A 15,652-nucleotide genomic window follows, 5' to 3' on the forward strand; every position below is an offset into this window, starting at 1 on the left:
ATCAGGAAGCACTTCGGTCTATTTTCGCCCAGCGATCCGCAGATCCCCATGAAACACCGGGGCTAATCGGGAAGTCAAAACTGGACGGTAGAAGTTCCGGCCGCACTCAGACTGCAGCGGATGGCTCGCCGCCGCTCGCACCGAAACGACCGGGCTCAAGGGTTGCCTCGCCACCTCCCCGGCGACCTCGGCGATCGAGCGGTCACACCCATCCGACAAGAAGAAGCCCCGATTTAGCGAGATCCGCCGGCGCCAGGGCGGTTCAGGTCGTGGATGGACTCGGCCGGGATGGGTTCGCCTCCCTGCTTGCGGGCAGCAAGAAAATCATCAACGAGTTGCACGCATCCGTCGTGGTCGACGGTGCAGAGCCCAGTAAGGCGAGCGAACAGGACGGGACCCAGGAGTTGAACGATCGCGAAGGTGGTGTCGACGTTGCCGAGCTGTGCTCGAACGTCAGGATGTGTGAGGATGCGGTCAAAGGGCTGCCGGTATTCCTCGATGACTCGACTACGCAGTGAGGTGATCGCGGCCGAATCGGCAGGATCGCCGCCGACTGATCCGATTGACAGCCAAGCCAGAGTCGTAATGTTCAGCGGCGCCTGGTCAATCAGGTCGGCTTGGGCCGTGAGAAGCGCGATGAGTTGGTCGCGTACCGACCCACTGGTGGCAGAGACTTCGACGCGAGGCAACACCCGCTCGAAGGTCGCCGCAAGCAACTGGGCGGTCCCGCCGAAATGCCGATAGAGCGTGGCCCGCGCAACCTTTGACATTCGAGTGACCGCCTCGACGGTAACCGCCTCTACACCGCCAGTGCTCAGGAGATGCGTGGCAGCGTCGAGCAATCGTTTTCGTGAGCGCAGCAGTCGCGGATCGAGCTGATCGTCGTCCGTAGCGGGCCGGTCAGCACTCCAGTCGTTCACGCTCTCCCCCTTCGGCCGACGGTCACTTCTCGTCCAAGCTGACCTGTCCAGCCAGCCGGATACTGTGATACTACTTGTCTCAGACCAAGACCGACCATCTCACAGCAAGGGGCGGGCGATGCACTCACCCCAACAGGCCATCACCGAGTCATCCCGGTGGACCCGAGCCGAATGGTGGATGCTCACGGTGTCGTGCCTAGCCGTGGCGTTGGTGGTCGCGGCCATGGCCGCGCTGTATTCGGCATTACCGGAGATTGCGGTAGAGACTGGAGCGACGCAAGCCCAGCTGACCTGGATCGTCGACGGCTACACGCTGGTACTGGCGTGCCTGGTCCTGCCCGCTGGAGCGATCGGTGACCGCTATGGCAGACGCGCAGTTCTCGTAATAGGCCTGGCGATATTCACCATTGCGTCCGCACTTCCCCTGCTGCTGTCTGACCCGGCCTGGTTGATCGCTGCGCGAGCGATTGCCGGGGCGGGCGCTGCGCTGGTAATGCCCTCGACGCTCTCGATTCTGACTGCTGGTTTCGCCGCCGTTCATCGCGGCCGAGCAGTAGGTGTGTGGGCTGGAGTCGCCGGCTCCGGAGCAGTGTTAGGCATCCTCGGCGCCGGGGTGTTGCTTGAGCGCTGGTCGTGGGTGTCGGTATTTGTTGGACTGACCGCAGCGGGAGCCTTACTGGCCGCGCTGGCATGCACAATCGCTGAGTCCAGCCAGCATGATCACCCTCCCGTGGACTGGGTGGGCGCGGCGGCAGCTGCAGTCGCGGTTGCGGGAATCGTATTCGCCACGATCGAGTTTCCAGCGCGGGGTTGGGCCGACCCGATCGTTCTCGCCAGCGCCGGGGCCGGCATGTTGGCGACAGCCTTTTTTATCCTGATTGAGCTGCGATCCTCGGCCCCCTTGTTGGATGTTCGGTTGTTCGCCAAGCGCGGCTTCAGCGCCGGCTCGTTGTCGGTGGCCATCCAATTCTTGGTCACTTTCGGGGTATTCCTACTCCTGGTGCAGTACCTGCAACTGATCCTGGGATATGGACCGCTGGCCTCGGCGTTGGGGTTAGCGCCGATGACGGTCCCCCTGATCGTGATCTCGGTGATCGCCCCCCGACTGTCACAGCGATTTGGACTACGAGTGATGACCGTCGCCGGTCTGGTGACCATCGCAGTTGGCCTGATGCTGGTCAGCCGGATGACCGTCGACGCACGTTACCTCGACCTGCTGTGGCCGCTGTTGATCATGAGTGCAGGGCTCGGACTATGCACAGCCCCGGCGACCTACGCGATCGTCGCCGAAACTCCGGAGAGCAAACACGGGGTCGCCGCCGCGGTCAACGATGCGGCCCGCGAGATCGGCGCTGCGATGGGGATCGCAGTGGCCGGCAGTGTGCTGGCCGCCGGATACACCCGCCACATCCAACCCGCCCTGCCTCAGTTACCCGAACCTGCCCGCGGTCCGGTCTCCGACTCCCTGGCCGCCGCCCTAGAGGTCGCCGCACAAGCCGGACCAATGGCGCAACCATTGGTCGACTACGCCAAAGAGGCATTTGTCAACGGCAGCAGTCAGGCCACACTTACGTTGGCAATCCTCACCGCCGCCGCCGCAGTCTTGCTAGCGTTCCTTGCCCCGGGCACTGCTGCGCGTGACCACAAGACCACGGCCAGTTCCACAGCACCGGCACACCGGGACAGCGTCGGATAAGTGGCCCGTCCGGCTTCCGGCTGCACTGACCCATGCCTGGAGAAGCTGCGCAAGGTCAGCAAGAACCGCGGTCACTTCCCGAGTGCAGAATCTCGGCGGTCGCGCTGCTGTGGCTAGCGATGTCCACCATCTTCAGGGCGGGGGTCAGTGGCTGATGCGTCCACGCTGTGACTGCAGGGTGGGCGGTAGCAGCCGTTCGGCGACCGCGCCGAAGACGGCTTTGTGAAGGTTGTCCACGGCCTGCTCACTCGCGGGCCAGGTCGACGGCGGCGCTCCGACTCCGGTGGCGTTTTCCACGGTTTGGTCAAATCCCAGCCGGACGGCGGTGTGCCACACGGTCGCATGAACTCCTCGGATCCCGGTGGCCGCCCACACGCCGCGAATAGCACCCAGCGCCGCGCCGGTGCTGAAGTGCATGAGGTGGTTCCACCCGTCCGGGCGGTCGTCGTCGCCAGGCTTTTGGCCCAACAGCGTGAGCAGGGCGCGCGCCGGGACGTACGAGTTCGGCCTGCCCGTGATCGCCTGTTCGGCTTTCTCGCCGATGACCATCAATCCGGCCCCTACTAAGCCTCAATTCACCGATGAAGTAGCCGGGGCGGTCGCTGGCATGGTCGTGGGTCGTGACCGTATGGAGGGCGTGTGAGGTCCGCCGGTCTGCCCGGCTTTCCACTTTGGTTCCTGGTCGTAGGTGCTGGAGTTGGGAGTCAGATCGGCACGTTGGGCCGGCGCGGGGAGAAGACGGTGTCGTAGAGCGCCTGCCAGGCTGTTTGCCATGGCCAGCTTTCGGGTAGATGGAGTCGGAGCCGCCGGGCTGAGGAGGCGATCCGGGCCGGGATGTTGATGAGTTTGCGGCGGATCGTCGCGGTCGTCGCGCGTGCCAGGCTCGAGCTTGTGGTCAGGGTGGCGGCGGCGCGGGTGAGGTTGAACGCCATGACGGCGCAGGTCAGCCAGGCGGCGTTGGCGTTGAACACGCCCGAGGGCAGGTGCGCCAGCGCGGAGGCTTTCAGGTCAGCGTGGACGTTCTCGATGATCGCGTGTGCGCGGTGGGTCTTGTCGGCCGCCACTGTGTCGTACTGCTCTACGGATGTAGTGGTGAAGAACGCATGGAACCGCCAGGTATCGAACAGGCTCGCCTGCCCACTTGCAGCCTTGGGATTCAGGTCGGGGATACGGCGCACCACGAGCCGACCCGGCACCTGGTCGTTCTTGGGCTTCGAGGTGAATGCGGTGAAGTCGACCTCGGCGACTTCGGCGCGGGAGATCCAACGGTTGGTGTGTTCGTCGAAGATCGCGTCGGTGTAGTTGATCGTGGTCCACGCGTCGTCGTCGATGGTGGCGATGGCACGTTTGACCGCCGGGTCCATGCGTACGGTGACCGAGACCTCGGCTCCGGCGGCCAGGCAGGCGGTGACCATGCTGTGGGAGTAGAACGCCGAATCGCCTCGGACCAGCACGTCACGGCCGTGAAGGTGGGTGCGGCGGATCAGTGCCAGCGTGTCGGTGGCCAGCCGGGCAGCCCCTCGCGGGGACCCGGCAGAGCCCTTGCGCAGCCGTTGAGCGGCGATCACCGGAGCAGCCTGCTCGGTGGAGACCGTGGCCAGCAGCGCGTTCAGGCCACGTACCCCGGAGTAGCCGAACGAGGCGCCCTGCTTGGCGTGTCCGTAGACCTCCACGATCGTGTCGTCGATATCGACCATCACCGTCCCGGTGTCCGACTCATGACCGAGCAGTCCGGTGTGTTCGGCCAGTGCGCGCACGAACCGCGAGGCGATCGCATCGGTTTGGCGGACGTGGCCGAAGGTGAACTGCCGCAGGAACGATCCCAGCGTCGAAGGGGCGTACGGGCGGTCGAAGAGTGTGCCCATCGCCCCGTGGCGCAGCAGGGCCATGTCGTCGATGCTATCCGCGCCTGCGGCCATCCCGGCCACGAGCGAGGCCAGTTTCACTCCACCGTTGGAGCCCTTGTCGGTGGGCACGCTCAGATGCTCGTCACCGAGCCGGTGCAGGCCCGCCCGGTCGGCGAGTTTCATCAGCGGCACGAGGCCGGCGCCCGACACGAGGTTGGGCTCATCGAACGTCGCGAAGCTTACGGGCAGAGTGTGAGATAGTTGCATCTGCGGGATGCCCTTCTTGAATTGGCGATACGGACCTTAAGCAAGTCGTATCTTGCCAGTTCAGAAGGGCATTCTCGCGTTCCCACACCGCGCTAGAAGTTCATCTCATCGGTGGATCCAGGCTAAGCCGGCCACCGCTCCGGTTCCGGCCGCTCGGGCAACATGGACTGCTCGGTTCTGGGTCATACTGCTCACTCCTTCAATGCTGTGTGTTTGGGACGCCCTTCGGAAAGCGCGGTTCTGATGATCGGGTAGCGGTCGGACGGGCATCGGATAGCGGCATCTGCCCGTCCGACCGCTGGGCCGCTATGGCGTTGCCGTGGCGAGGTGTCGTCTCATGTTCGGGCCGTCGAGGGCGATGATCTCGGCGCCGGCGACGATCCGGTTGAGGATCGATTCGGCGATGACCGCGTCTTGGAGCGACTTGTACCAATCGGGCGGATCGAACTGCGAGGTCACCAGAGTCGAGCCCCGGCCTTCCCGAGCGGCAAGGATGTTGAGCAGCTCCGCCGCTGTGTGCGGAGCCACCGGCGTGGTCAGGAAGTCATCGAGAACCAGCAGGTCACAGTTGTGCAGGTCAGTGAGGAAGTCCAGCCTGCGCTGCGAGGTCGGCTCCAGAACGGCGAGCCGGTTGGCCAGGTCGTCGAGTCGGAAGAACCTCGCGGTGTAGTACTTTCGGCACGCGGCATTGAGCAGTGCCTGGACGAGGTAGGTCTTGCCCACGCTGGACTGGCCGAGCACGACGAGATTACGAGTGGCGTCGATCCATTGACAGCTACTCAGTCGTGCGATTAGCTCGCGGATGACGCCTGAGGTCAGGCAGGTAGCGGATCTCTTCTACGCAGGCGTCAGGGTTTGGCGATCTGGAGGCCTTGAGTAGTTTCTGGGTCCGGCGTTTCTGCCTGGCCGTGATCTCTTTGTCCAGGGCGTGGAAGATCTTCTCCGAGAAGGTCCACTCGTCGCAGGCGGGATCGTTGGCCAAGTCGATGACGGTCTGGCCGAACGCGGTCATCCGCAACTGGGTGAACAGTGGCATGTCGGCGTCGGTGAGATGACGATCAGTCACTGCAGCTCCTCCCGCCCCGCGGTGCCGCTGCTCGGGCTCGGGCCTCCTGTGAGGGCGGCGAGGCTGAACTGCTCGGGCCCGGCCAGATGCGCCCCGGTGGTATCTCGCCGACCCGGCGGCGGCTCCAGCCGGTCCGTCAGCCGCCACCGCCGGCTGCGTGGTGGTGGGCCGGGCGGCGGCCTGGGTCCTCAGGGCCGCCAGCTGCTGCTTGACGGCGGTGTAGCTGATCGCCCGGCGGGAGGTCTCGGAGACGAGTTGGCCACAGGCCCGCTCGAGCAGCATCTTGTTGTCCCCGCGGGCCAGGGCGAGGATGTTCTGGCACGAGCGATAGCCCTGAGCCTCGATCCGCTGGCGATCCAGTGAATATTCGTCTCACTGGGGTCCACCGGTATTGCCTCCGGGGGCCAGTTGTCGACGGCGCGTGAATACTGACCCCCGGGTGACGGGTGAAGTTTGACCCCTCCCGACCCTGGGAGGGTGATTGCAGTGGAGCAGTGGGCCGAGATACGTCGCTTGCACAACAGCGAGGGGGTTCCGATCAAGGAGATCTCGAGGAGGTTGGGTATAGCGAGGAACACGGTGAGGTCGGCGTTGGCGTCGTCGGAGCCGCCGAAGTACCCGCGGGCTCGGAAGGGATCGCTGGTCGACGCCTTTGAGCCGGAGATCCGCAAGCTCCTGGCGGAGTACCCGACGATGCCGGCCACGGTGCTCGCCGAGCGGATCGGGTGGCCGCACTCGATGACGGTCCTGAAGGACCGTGTGCGGGCGATCCGTCCGGAGTACCGCGGGGTGGACCCGGCGGACCGGATCGAGCATGAGTATTCGCTCTTCTGAGGGCCAGTCATATCGGGCCTGAGAGCCAGCGGCGGCTTGACGCGTTGGACGCCGTCGGAGCCTCCGTTATTCGCGTTCAGAGCCACCTTCTTAGGCTCCTCCCGCTGGGTGTAACGGGCACCTGGCGGAAGGAGCAGTTCCCAATGGTAAGGAAGATCAAGGCGAAACTCGTCTTGCAGTTGCGCGCCGAGGGCCTGTCGGGGCGGGCGATCGCGGCCTCGCAGCAGATCTCACGCAACAGCGTCGCTGCGGTGCTGGAGGCCGCTGATGCCGCCAAGCTCGGCTGGGACGATGTCGCAGATCTACCGGACGGCGAGGTGTACTCGCTGTTGTTCCCGGGCCGGGGTGAGCACGCGAGCGTGTTCGCCGAGCCCGACTGGGCCGAGGTGCATCGGGAGATGGCCCGGGTCGGGGTGACGATGAAGCTCTTGCACGGCGAGTACATCGACCGGTGCACGGGCTCGGGGTCCCCGGCGATGGGGTACGACCGGTTCTGTAAGCAGTACCAACAGCATGTACTGGTCGCTGGGTTGGCCTCTCGGGTCGGGCACAAGGCCGGGCAGACCGTCGAGGTGGACTGGTCTGGCCCGACGATGCAGCTGACCGACCCCGTCACTGGCGAGGCGAGGCGGGTGTATCTGTTCGTGGCGTGCCTGCCGTTCTCCCGGTACGCCTTCGTCGAACCGACATTGGACATGAAGCAGGACACCTGGCTGCGGGCCCACGTGGCGATGTTCGAGTTCTTCGGCGGGTCAGTGCCGCGCATCGCGTGCGACAACCTCGGGGACCGGCGTGATCACCCATCCCCGCGAGGGCGAGATCGTCCTCAATGACGCCTACCGGGAGATGGCCGCCCACTATTCGGCTGCGGTGCTGCCCGGCCGGGTGCGCAAGCCCAAGGATTATCCGGTGGATTCTGTTATCCCGAGTCGTGACCCTGAGGTGCTGGTCGGCGCCGGTTTTGGTGGTAGTTCCTCGGGATAACGAGATCGTCTCTACGCTTGCTCGCCTCTTTCGGTTTCTACTTGGAGGTGAGCGGGAGATGAGTGTTCTCCTGGACGATCTGATCGTGATAGCGGATGCCGCGATCAGCGGGCAGGGCTCGGCGCCCTCGACGCTGATGCAGTATCGGTGGGCGTGGTCCCAGTTCGAGTCGTTCTGCGCCACGCGCAATGACGGTGCAGCAGTGGTGACCGAGGAATCGGTTGCCGACTTCGTGGAGTTCGTGACCTGCGAGCATCAGGCGGGACGGTACAAGCCGTGGAAGTTCAAGTTGCTGCGCAAGGCGGCGTTGGTGCTGTTGGAGGTGACCAGCACCGGCTCCTACCAGTGGCGACTTTCCCGGACAACGCATCCGAACGACACGCTGAACGAGGCTCTTCGCCCGGTTCAAGAGCAGTACGAGGCCTGGTTAAAGCATCAGGGGCTCGCAGTAACCACGCAGAATCTTTACGCCACCATCTCGCGCACGACGTGGCTGCCTGAGCACGGTGCCCCAGAGATGGGCGCGCTGACACCTGCGGGCGTGGGGGCCGCGGTGGCCTATCTTGGCCAGCGCTACCGTCCGGGGAGTATGCGGACCGTCTTGTCCGCGGTTCGTGTGCTGTGTCGTTTCCTGGAAGAAACCGAGTTGCGGCCCGGGCTATCGAGGGCGGTGCCGGGTCGCTCGGCCCGTCGCACCAGCCCGGTGGGAGTCCTGAGCCCGAGTGAGATCGACACACTGGTCAACTCGACTGATCTGGATGCGTCAGCCAGGCTCCGGGATCGGGCGATGCTGCTGCTTGCGGCCAGGACGGGACTGCGCCCCGTCGATATCGTGAACCTCCGGTTGAGCGATATCGACTGGGCCAGGGCTCAGATTACGCTGACCCAGCACAAGACGGTCCAGGTCCTGACATTGCCGTTGCTGGCCGATGTGGGGGATGCGATCGCCGACTACCTGCTGCACGAGCGACCCGCCGCCGCCACGGGTGAGCAGGTGTTTCTGCGTTCGCAGGCCCCGTTCACGGCATTGGCTCCCTCGTCGGGGCTGCACTTCGCTTCTGCTCGGGCGTTCGCTCGCACCGGAGCGAGTACTTCGGGCGGTTCCGGCCGCGGGTTCCGGGTGCTGCGGGCCTCGCTTGCGACCCGGATGCTAGAAGACGGCGCCGTGCTGCCGGTGATCTCTGGGGCGTTGGGTCATCGCTCGATCGACTCGGCCAAACACTATCTGGCCGGTGACGCCCAGCGGATGCGCCAGTGCTGCCTCGACTTTTCCGGGATCGCCCCGCGAAGGACACGGTCATGAACAACCTGTTCAGCGGCCTTGCTCCCCACATTCAGGGCCTTCTGGAGATCAAGCATGGGCTGTGTCAAGGATTGTGGACAGGTCCTCGGTGATGTCGGGTGTGTCAGGCCGCCTCGGTTAGGTCCTCGGCGGCGGGATTGTGGGCGTCGGCCCATGCCTGGGCCGGGGTGCGGTAGCCCAGGCTGGAGTGCGGTCTTTGACGGTTGTAGAACACCTCGATGTACTCGGCGACGGCGAACCGTGCTCGGGCGCGGGTATGGAACACCTGCTGGTGGTACATCTCGTTTTTCAGGGTGGCGAAGAACGTCTCCGCCGCGGCGTTGTCCCAGCATTATCCGGCTAATCGGGGGCCTGATGGGCCGTTGGCCGGATAACGCGGTCAGCGGCGCATGCGGCGGAGTTGCTCGTCGTGGCGGCGCACTTGCTCTGCGAGGCAGTTGACCGCGGTTCGCAGGGTCGCGAGTTCATCTGTGAGCGAGGCCATCGGAGTTTCGGGGTGCTTGTGGTGCTCGACGATGGTGCGCAGTTCAGTGCTGCGATAGATCGTCGAGCGGCTCAGTCCGGTGGCGGCTGCGATGGCGACGACCGTGATCGGTTGGCCTTCGCGGGCCAGGTCTGTGCAGGCGCGTTCGACGAGGTTGATCTTGCCGCGGGCGGTCATCCTGCGGCCGCTTCCGTGTCGGCGATGAGCGCATCGAGGCGGTTCAGGAGCTTGTGGTGGCGGTCGGCTTCGTCGATCCACCCTCGGCTTTCGGCGTCGCGGGCAAGTGCTTCGGCGTCTATGCGTTGGGCCGCCAGGATCGGCAATGATGAAGGCTCTGTGCGGTAGCTGGGGCAGTGTTCGCAAATGTTGGCGTAGGTGCAGGCGCCCTGGGCTGGGGCTCGTAGACAGAATCCTCCTGCCATGCGCGATTTGAGCAGCGGCGTGTCCTGCCAGGGACGTCCGCCGGTGATGTCGGCCAGCGGAATTTGGATCCGGCCACCGGGGCTGCCCGGTGCCGGGTTCTGGGGCGGGGTGTTCTGTTTGGCCAGGTCCAGGGCTCGTTCGTATTCCTCGCGGATGGTGGTGTCGAAGAGTCGGCCGTAGCGCAAGCTCATCTCGGCGCTGACGTGACCGAGTAGGGCCATCAGTGCTTGCAGGGAGACGCCAGCGTTGACCAGTGCGGTCGCGTAGGTGTGGCGCAGCTGGTGGGAGGTGATGTGGTCGAGTCCGGCGATATCGGCGGCGTGGTTGAGTTCGGCGCGCACGCCCTGTTGGGTCAGTCGGCGTCCGAGGTAGGTGAACAGAAACTGTGCTCGGCGCCGGTACCGCGGGTGAGGCAACGGCTGGCAGTGGGAGCGAATCTGGATGACCCTGTCGATCAGTTCGAGGGTCTGATCATCGAGTGGGACCATCCGCTCGGTGGCCATCTTGCCCAGGGGAACCTTGAGCCAGGAGCGCGGGATGGGTGGTCAGTGCTTGTTGCAGGCGCCGATCAGCGTCGATCGGTAGGTACCGTGGCAGCACCTGCGGGAGTTTGGGGATGTCATCGCGGAAGAGCACTTTCCTGCCGGGGGCCGCGTCCCAGCCCCACTCGGTGATATCGGTCAGGAACGTCATCACGGCGATCACGCGTCGGTTGCGGTCGCCGTTGCTGATCGGTTTTCCGTCCTTGTCGCTGACCGAGTCGGGCAGCGAGGACAGCCAGGGCTCGATATGGTGGCGCCGATCCAGGTCGGCCACGCTGGCAAGGTCAGGATCGATGCCGGTCAAGAACACACCGAAGTGCTTGAGTCGGGTGGCCATGGTCGAGACGGTCTTGACCTGGCAGGTTGCCTTCTTTCGCTCCAGGTAGGCGACCATTTCGTCCCGGATCGATGGGGTGATCTCGGCCAGTCGCTCAGCCAGCGGGATCGGGCCCCCGGCGCGGGGCAGTTGGTCGACCACGCCCAGGTGGTACAGCACCGTCTGGGTGGTGCTGATCGCCGATAGGTAGTGGCTGTGGCTGGTCCCGGTACGCCGTCCTCGTTCATGGCAGGCTGCGGCGAACGCATCGAGGTCGCTTTGGGTCAGCTCGGTGATCGGGCGGCCAGTCTGGATCAGTAGCCGCACCGGCACCTGCGACCCGGTCGCCAGCCGCACCCGCAGTGAGAACCCCAGGTCCTCGGATGCAGACAGAAATCGATCGATCTCCGGCTGCAGCCAGCTGGACTGGATTTCTCTCCAGATCGAGGACAGCTTGCGTTCGAGCAGATAGTCAAAGCCGGGACGAAGGCCCTGGTGAACCATCAGGTACGTGATCAGCGGGCGGGTCTGACTTCCCGCGGCGAGCCGGTCGGCAAGTGGCTGCTGGGCCCAGGCCTCGGGGTCGGGCCAGGTGCGCAAGAACTTCCGTGCGGCGCGCTCGTAGACCGCGTTTCCCCGGCCCGTAGCGGCGAGGCGATCGAGGTAGGCCTGCAACAGGTCCTCGGCCACCAACCCCGAACCGGTGACGGCGGCGTCACCGGGCCTGGTTGCGAAGGCGGGGCGTGTCAGATGGTCTGTGTGAGTTGAGCCGGAGGAGGAATCATGAACGCTATGGCTGTTGACGACCACGACGCTACGGATGTATCAGATGCTGCTGGGCTTCGCCGGGAGGTGTTCTCGGATGCGCTGATTGATCACGTACTCGCCGAGACCCGTTCGCGAGGGTTGGAGTTGACTGGCAAGGACGGCTTTTTGAACGAGATGCTCAAGGCCGTCCTTGAGCGGGGCATGGGCGCCGAGCTGACCGAGCATCTGGGCCGCGATGCCCACGCCCGTGGCGGGGACGGAAACCACCGCAACGGCACTTCGCGCAAGACCGTGGCCACCGAGGTCGGCCCGGTGGAGCTGGATCAGCCCCGCGATCGGCAGGGCTCGTTCGCCTCCCAGCTCGTCCCGAAGGGCGCCCGCCGGCTCGGCGGGCTGGAGGACCAGATCATCTCGCTGTACGCCGGCGGAATGACCGTCCGGGAGATCGAGCACCACCTCGCGCGGACCCTGGGGGTGGAGCTGTCGCACGAGTCCATCGCCAACGTCACCGACGCGGTCCTGGACGAAGTCGCCGCCTGGCAGCACCGCCCGTTGGAGGCGTTCTACCCGGTGGTGTTCCTGGACGCGATCCACATCAAGATCCGCGATGGAGCCCACGTGAAGACCCGCGCTGCCCACATCGCGGTCGGGGTCGATCTTGAGGGCGTCAAGCACGTGCTCGGCATCTGGGTGCAGGCCAAGGAAGGCGCGGCGTTCTGGGCCAGCGTGTGCGCCGAACTGGCCAATCGCGGCGTCAAAGACGTCCTGATCGTGGCCTGCGACGGGCTGACCGGACTGTCCGAGGCGATTGCCGCGACCTGGCCTTTCGCCGAGGTGCAGACCTGCGTGGTGCACCTGATCCGGGCCTCGATGCGGTTCGTGTCCTACAGCGACCGCAAGAACGTGGCCAAGGCACTCAAGCCGATCTACACCGCCGCCAACGCCGAGGCCGCCAGAGCCGCACTGGAGGCCTTCGCCGAATCGCCGCTGGGCGCCAAGTACCCCACCGCCGTCAGGTCGTGGGAGGCCGCCTGGGAGCGGTTCATCCCGTTCCTGGCCTTCGGCCCAGCCACACGCAAGCTGATCTACACCACGAACTCGATCGAGTCGCTGAACTACCAGCTGCGCAAGATCACCAAGAACCGCGGGCACTTCCCCAGCGATGCCGCCGCGATCAAGCTGCTATGGCTAGCCATACGCAACATCGAGGACCGACGAGACCGAGAACGCGCCAAGGACGCTCAACGCCGAGCAGACGGCCACGCAGGCCCCCGGAAATCGATCCCCAGACTCGTCGAAGGCGCCACCATCCACGGTTGGCGAGCCGCACTGGCCGAACTCGCACTGGCCTACCCGGAACGCTTCGACCCCCACATGTGACAGACATCACTAACCAAAACTCACACAATTATCTTGACAAGCTCCGCCCAACGCGTGGCCGACCGGGCAGAACCACTCAAGAAGCAGCGGTTCGCCCGTGGTCACCGACCAGAAGGTAATCCTGGACGAGGCCTCGATCCAGCGGGCCCGCGAATCTGCAGGTTACAAGGGGTATGTCACCAACATCGCCCCGGCCGCGATGGACGGCCATGCCGTCGTGGCGGCCTATCACGACCTCTGGAAGGTCGAGCAGTCCTTCCGCATGGCCAAGGCCGACCTGAGGGCGCGCCCGATCTTCCACCGCACCCGCGATGCGATCGAAGCTCACCTCACCGTCGTGTTCGCGGCCCTGGCCGTGGCGCGGCACCTGCAGGACGTCACCGGCATGTCGATCAAGAAGATCGTCACCACCCTGCGGCCGCTGCGCACGGTCACCGTCGCCATCGGCGACCACGAAATGCTCGTCGAGCCCACAATCCCGGACGCCGCGCGAGCCGTCATCGACGCGATCAACGCAGGGTGACACTAAAACTTGTGGAAGTCAGGTCTGAACCCAGTTGCCCAGGGTGCCCGGGTTGATCGCCAACTCCCCGGCCACCTCGGCAATCGAGCGGTCACTCTGCAGGACCAGCTGCACCGCCTCGGTCTTGAACTGCGGACTGAACTTCCGCCTCGAACTCGCTGCCATGATCTCGATCCTCTCGCCTCAAGAGGTTGTCCAAGATCTTTGATACACCCCAACCCAAGCGTGGGCGGCGCACCCACCCAGACCTTGTGGCCTACATCGAAGGCCTGGCGCTGAGTACGCCTCGGCCGACCACCGCGTCAATCACCCGCAAAGCCGCCACGACCGCCACCCGCCGCGGATGGCCGATGGTCTCAGTGAGCACCGTGCGGGCCATCGTGACCGGTCTGGATCCCGGGATGGTGACCTTGGCCCACCAGGGCGCGGCGGCCTACCGGGACACCTACGAGCTGGTGTGGCGACACCGCGCCGAGCGGGCCAATGCCACCTGGCAGGCCGACCACACCGAACTCGACATCCTCATCCTCGACGCCAACGGGCGGCCCGCCCGGCCCTGGTTGACCGTCATCCTCGACGACTACTCCCGGGCGGTGTGCGGCTACATGGTCTTCCTCGGCGCACCGTCTGCGATGAACACCGCGCTGGCGTTGCGGCACGCAATCTGGCCGAAGAGCGATCCGAACTGGCCGATGTGCGGCTTGCCCGATGTGCTCTACGTCGATCACGGGACCGACTTCACCAGCCACCATCTCGCCCAGACCGCCAAGTACCTGCACTTTCAGATCATCTACTCGACCATCGCCAGGCCACAGGGCCGCGGCAAGATCGAGCGAATCTTCGGCACGATCAACACCGAACTCCTTGCCGAGCTGCCGGGCTATCTCACCCGCGGTCAGCGGCACCCCGAGCCGGTACTGACGCTGCCCGAACTCGACACCGCGATCGGCGAGTTCATCGGTGCCAAGTATCACCACCGCACCCATCCGGAGACTGGCGACAGCCCCTACCGGACCTGGATCGGCGACGGGTGGCTTCCCCGCCTGCCCGAGACCGTCGATGATCTCAACCTGCTGCTGCTGACCGTGGCCAAAACGCGCATCGTCCACCGCGACGGAGTGCGCTTCCAGGGCCTGCGGTACGTCTCACCACTGCTGGCCGCCTACGTCAAAGAACAGGTCGTGATCCGTTACGACCCCCGCGACATCTCCGAAATTCACGTCTTCCACAAGAACCAGTACATCTGTAAGGCCGTGGACCCCGATCACGCATCGACCACAGTCAGCCTCAAAGACATTCAACACGCACGCGCAGCCCGCCGACGCGAGCTACGCGGCCAGATCACCGAGCGCATTGCCGTCGTCACCGGCCACCAAGACCCCTCATTTCCGGCCCCGGCGGCACCGACCCCACCCACCCAGAGGAAGACGAAACTTCGCACCTACCTGGAGGATGACTGATGTCTCCGCAACGGTTCATCGCCACCAAACAGCACCGCAGATTCGTCGAGTTCGCCGACGCCGTACGCCGGCAACACACCATCGGCATCTGCTACGGCCAAGCCGGGATCGGTAAAACACTGTCTGCCAGACGGTATGCGAACTGGCACAAAGCCGAGCGACTCCTCGAAGAATGGGGACCACGCGATGACTCCGATTTCCCGATCTATGCCGCACTGGCCAGGAAACGGACAGTCTTCTACACCCCCGCGGTCCTGAGCACCCCGCGTCAGGTCAGAGACGATCTCACCGGACTGACGGTCCAGGTATCTGCGTGCATCGACGAGCATCTGATCAACACCGGCGAACTGCAGACACGACCCAGACACCTGCGGAAGTACGTCGAGCTGATCATCATCGACGAGTCCGACCGACTCAATGCCACCGCCCTGGAAATGGTGCGAGACCACTACGACCGCGACAACGTCGCCGTCATCCTCATCGGCATGCCCGGGATCGAGAAGAGATTCAGCCGCTACCCGCAGCTTTACAGCCGCGTCGGATTCGCACACGAGTACCGGCCACTGAGCAAAGACGAACTGCGATTCGTACTCGAACGTCGCTGGCCCAAATACGGCCACCCCCTCGACCCCGACGACTTCACCGACGCTCAAGCCCTCGCCGCGATCACACGGATCACCCGCGGCAACTTCCGCCTCGTCGACAGACTGTTCACGCAGATGGAGCGCATCATGCAGATCAACGAGCTCAACACCATCACCGACGACGTCGTCGAAGCCGCCCGATCCACCCTCGTCATCGGCATCACCTGACACCGCCAAACGACCCTGCGAAATCCC

General features: G+C 64.9%; 14 protein-coding genes and 4 pseudogenes. 8 read left to right on the top strand and 10 right to left on the bottom strand.

Annotated features, from left to right (window positions below; translation table 11 throughout):
• Window positions 1-233: 233 nt before the first annotated feature.
• On the bottom strand, window positions 234-920 hold the full coding sequence (locus OVA21_RS15485; RefSeq protein ID WP_132064317.1) for a TetR/AcrR family transcriptional regulator: 687 nt from the start codon (window positions 918-920) through the stop codon (window positions 234-236).
• Between the two features lie 118 nt (window positions 921-1,038).
• On the opposite strand from OVA21_RS15485, the gene OVA21_RS15490 reads away from it, so the two are divergent.
• Window positions 1,039-2,616 (top strand): MFS transporter, encoded by a 1,578-nt coding sequence (locus tag OVA21_RS15490; RefSeq protein WP_096906471.1) that lies wholly within the window; start codon window positions 1,039-1,041, stop codon window positions 2,614-2,616.
• Window positions 2,617-2,760: 144 nt separating this feature from the next.
• Here the strand turns inward: OVA21_RS15490 and OVA21_RS15495 are convergent, their stop codons facing one another.
• The 4 genes from OVA21_RS15495 to OVA21_RS15510 all read right to left on the bottom strand — a co-directional run bounded on the left by OVA21_RS15495 (window position 2,761) and on the right by OVA21_RS15510 (window position 5,796).
• The gene (locus tag OVA21_RS15495) at window positions 2,761-3,165 is read right to left on the bottom strand and encodes a hypothetical protein (protein ID WP_132064318.1); all 405 of its coding nucleotides are present in this window, start codon (window positions 3,163-3,165) and stop codon (window positions 2,761-2,763) included.
• Window positions 3,166-3,320: 155 nt separating this feature from the next.
• Window positions 3,321-4,730 (bottom strand): IS1380 family transposase, encoded by a 1,410-nt coding sequence (locus OVA21_RS15500; RefSeq protein WP_069389547.1) that lies wholly within the window; start codon window positions 4,728-4,730, stop codon window positions 3,321-3,323.
• A gap of 306 nt (window positions 4,731-5,036) precedes the next feature.
• Window positions 5,037-5,549: an ATP-binding protein gene (locus OVA21_RS15505; RefSeq protein ID WP_326493482.1), complete on the bottom strand. Its 513-nt coding sequence runs from the start codon at window positions 5,547-5,549 to the stop codon at window positions 5,037-5,039.
• Entirely contained in the window at window positions 5,506-5,796 is a 291-nt protein-coding gene (locus OVA21_RS15510; RefSeq protein WP_254050561.1) for an ATP-binding protein, read from the bottom strand. The genes OVA21_RS15505 and OVA21_RS15510 overlap by 44 nt, the downstream gene beginning before the upstream one ends.
• A 477-nt stretch (window positions 5,797-6,273) precedes the next feature.
• On the opposite strand from OVA21_RS15510, the pseudogene OVA21_RS15515 reads away from it, so the two are divergent.
• The 3 genes and pseudogenes from OVA21_RS15515 to OVA21_RS15525 form a co-directional block, all read left to right on the top strand.
• A pseudogene (locus OVA21_RS15515) lies at window positions 6,274-6,603 on the top strand (IS21 family transposase); the annotation flags it as partial.
• A gap of 170 nt (window positions 6,604-6,773) precedes the next feature.
• A pseudogene (istA, locus tag OVA21_RS15520) lies at window positions 6,774-7,533 on the top strand (IS21 family transposase); the annotation flags it as partial.
• Window positions 7,534-7,672: 139 nt separating this feature from the next.
• On the top strand, window positions 7,673-8,917 hold the full coding sequence (locus OVA21_RS15525) for a tyrosine-type recombinase/integrase (RefSeq protein ID WP_159981131.1): 1,245 nt from the start codon (window positions 7,673-7,675) through the stop codon (window positions 8,915-8,917).
• A gap of 103 nt (window positions 8,918-9,020) precedes the next feature.
• Here OVA21_RS15525 and OVA21_RS15530 read toward each other — a convergent pair.
• The 4 genes and pseudogenes from OVA21_RS15530 to OVA21_RS15545 all read right to left on the bottom strand — a co-directional run.
• Window positions 9,021-9,248 (bottom strand): annotated as a pseudogene (locus tag OVA21_RS15530) (integrase core domain-containing protein); the annotation flags it as partial.
• A gap of 48 nt (window positions 9,249-9,296) precedes the next feature.
• Entirely contained in the window at window positions 9,297-9,578 is a 282-nt protein-coding gene (locus tag OVA21_RS15535) for a DUF6262 family protein (RefSeq protein ID WP_007632371.1), read from the bottom strand.
• Window positions 9,575-10,327 (bottom strand): tyrosine-type recombinase/integrase, encoded by a 753-nt coding sequence (locus tag OVA21_RS15540; protein ID WP_216824132.1) that lies wholly within the window; start codon window positions 10,325-10,327, stop codon window positions 9,575-9,577. The genes OVA21_RS15535 and OVA21_RS15540 overlap by 4 nt, the downstream gene beginning before the upstream one ends.
• Window positions 10,296-11,372, bottom strand: a complete 1,077-nt coding sequence (locus OVA21_RS15545) for a hypothetical protein (protein ID WP_268092800.1) — start codon at window positions 11,370-11,372, stop codon at window positions 10,296-10,298. The genes OVA21_RS15540 and OVA21_RS15545 overlap by 32 nt, the downstream gene beginning before the upstream one ends.
• Window positions 11,373-11,474: 102 nt before the next feature.
• On the opposite strand from OVA21_RS15545, the gene OVA21_RS15550 reads away from it, so the two are divergent.
• Window positions 11,475-12,830, top strand: coding sequence for an IS256 family transposase (locus OVA21_RS15550; RefSeq protein ID WP_069388925.1), 1,356 nt, complete (start codon window positions 11,475-11,477; stop codon window positions 12,828-12,830).
• Window positions 12,831-12,875: 45 nt separating this feature from the next.
• A pseudogene (locus tag OVA21_RS15555) lies at window positions 12,876-13,353 on the top strand (IS1634 family transposase); the annotation flags it as partial.
• A gap of 18 nt (window positions 13,354-13,371) precedes the next feature.
• Here OVA21_RS15555 and OVA21_RS15560 read toward each other — a convergent pair.
• Window positions 13,372-13,518: a transposase gene (locus OVA21_RS15560; protein WP_007633162.1), complete on the bottom strand. Its 147-nt coding sequence runs from the start codon at window positions 13,516-13,518 to the stop codon at window positions 13,372-13,374.
• 185 nt (window positions 13,519-13,703) lie between these two features.
• Here OVA21_RS15560 and OVA21_RS15565 point away from each other — a divergent pair, with 185 nt between their 5' ends.
• On the top strand, window positions 13,704-14,813 hold the full coding sequence (locus OVA21_RS15565) for a Mu transposase C-terminal domain-containing protein (RefSeq protein WP_132064064.1): 1,110 nt from the start codon (window positions 13,704-13,706) through the stop codon (window positions 14,811-14,813).
• The gene (locus tag OVA21_RS15570) at window positions 14,813-15,625 is read left to right on the top strand and encodes an AAA family ATPase (RefSeq protein ID WP_007633164.1); all 813 of its coding nucleotides are present in this window, start codon (window positions 14,813-14,815) and stop codon (window positions 15,623-15,625) included. The genes OVA21_RS15565 and OVA21_RS15570 overlap by 1 nt, the downstream gene beginning before the upstream one ends.
• The last annotated feature ends 27 nt before the right edge of the window (window positions 15,626-15,652 follow it).

The organism is Dietzia sp. SL131, assembly GCF_026672565.1.
Taxonomy (GTDB): domain Bacteria; phylum Actinomycetota; class Actinomycetes; order Mycobacteriales; family Mycobacteriaceae; genus Dietzia; species Dietzia kunjamensis.

Coding starts and splice junctions, on each gene's coding strand:
- OVA21_RS15550 (WP_069388925.1), top strand. CDS start 11,475: ATGGCTGTTGACGACCACGACGCTACGGATGTATCAGATGCTGCTGGG.
- OVA21_RS15490 (WP_096906471.1), top strand. CDS start 1,039: ATGCACTCACCCCAACAGGCCATCACCGAGTCATCCCGGTGGACCCGA.
- OVA21_RS15570 (WP_007633164.1), top strand. CDS start 14,813: ATGTCTCCGCAACGGTTCATCGCCACCAAACAGCACCGCAGATTCGTC.
- OVA21_RS15535 (WP_007632371.1), bottom strand. CDS start 9,578: ATGACCGCCCGCGGCAAGATCAACCTCGTCGAACGCGCCTGCACAGAC.
- OVA21_RS15525 (WP_159981131.1), top strand. CDS start 7,673: ATGAGTGTTCTCCTGGACGATCTGATCGTGATAGCGGATGCCGCGATC.
- OVA21_RS15540 (WP_216824132.1), bottom strand. CDS start 10,327: ATGGCCACCGAGCGGATGGTCCCACTCGATGATCAGACCCTCGAACTG.
- OVA21_RS15500 (WP_069389547.1), bottom strand. CDS start 4,730: ATGCAACTATCTCACACTCTGCCCGTAAGCTTCGCGACGTTCGATGAG.
- OVA21_RS15495 (WP_132064318.1), bottom strand. CDS start 3,165: ATGGTCATCGGCGAGAAAGCCGAACAGGCGATCACGGGCAGGCCGAAC.
- OVA21_RS15565 (WP_132064064.1), top strand. CDS start 13,704: ATGGTCTCAGTGAGCACCGTGCGGGCCATCGTGACCGGTCTGGATCCC.
- OVA21_RS15560 (WP_007633162.1), bottom strand. CDS start 13,518: ATGGCAGCGAGTTCGAGGCGGAAGTTCAGTCCGCAGTTCAAGACCGAG.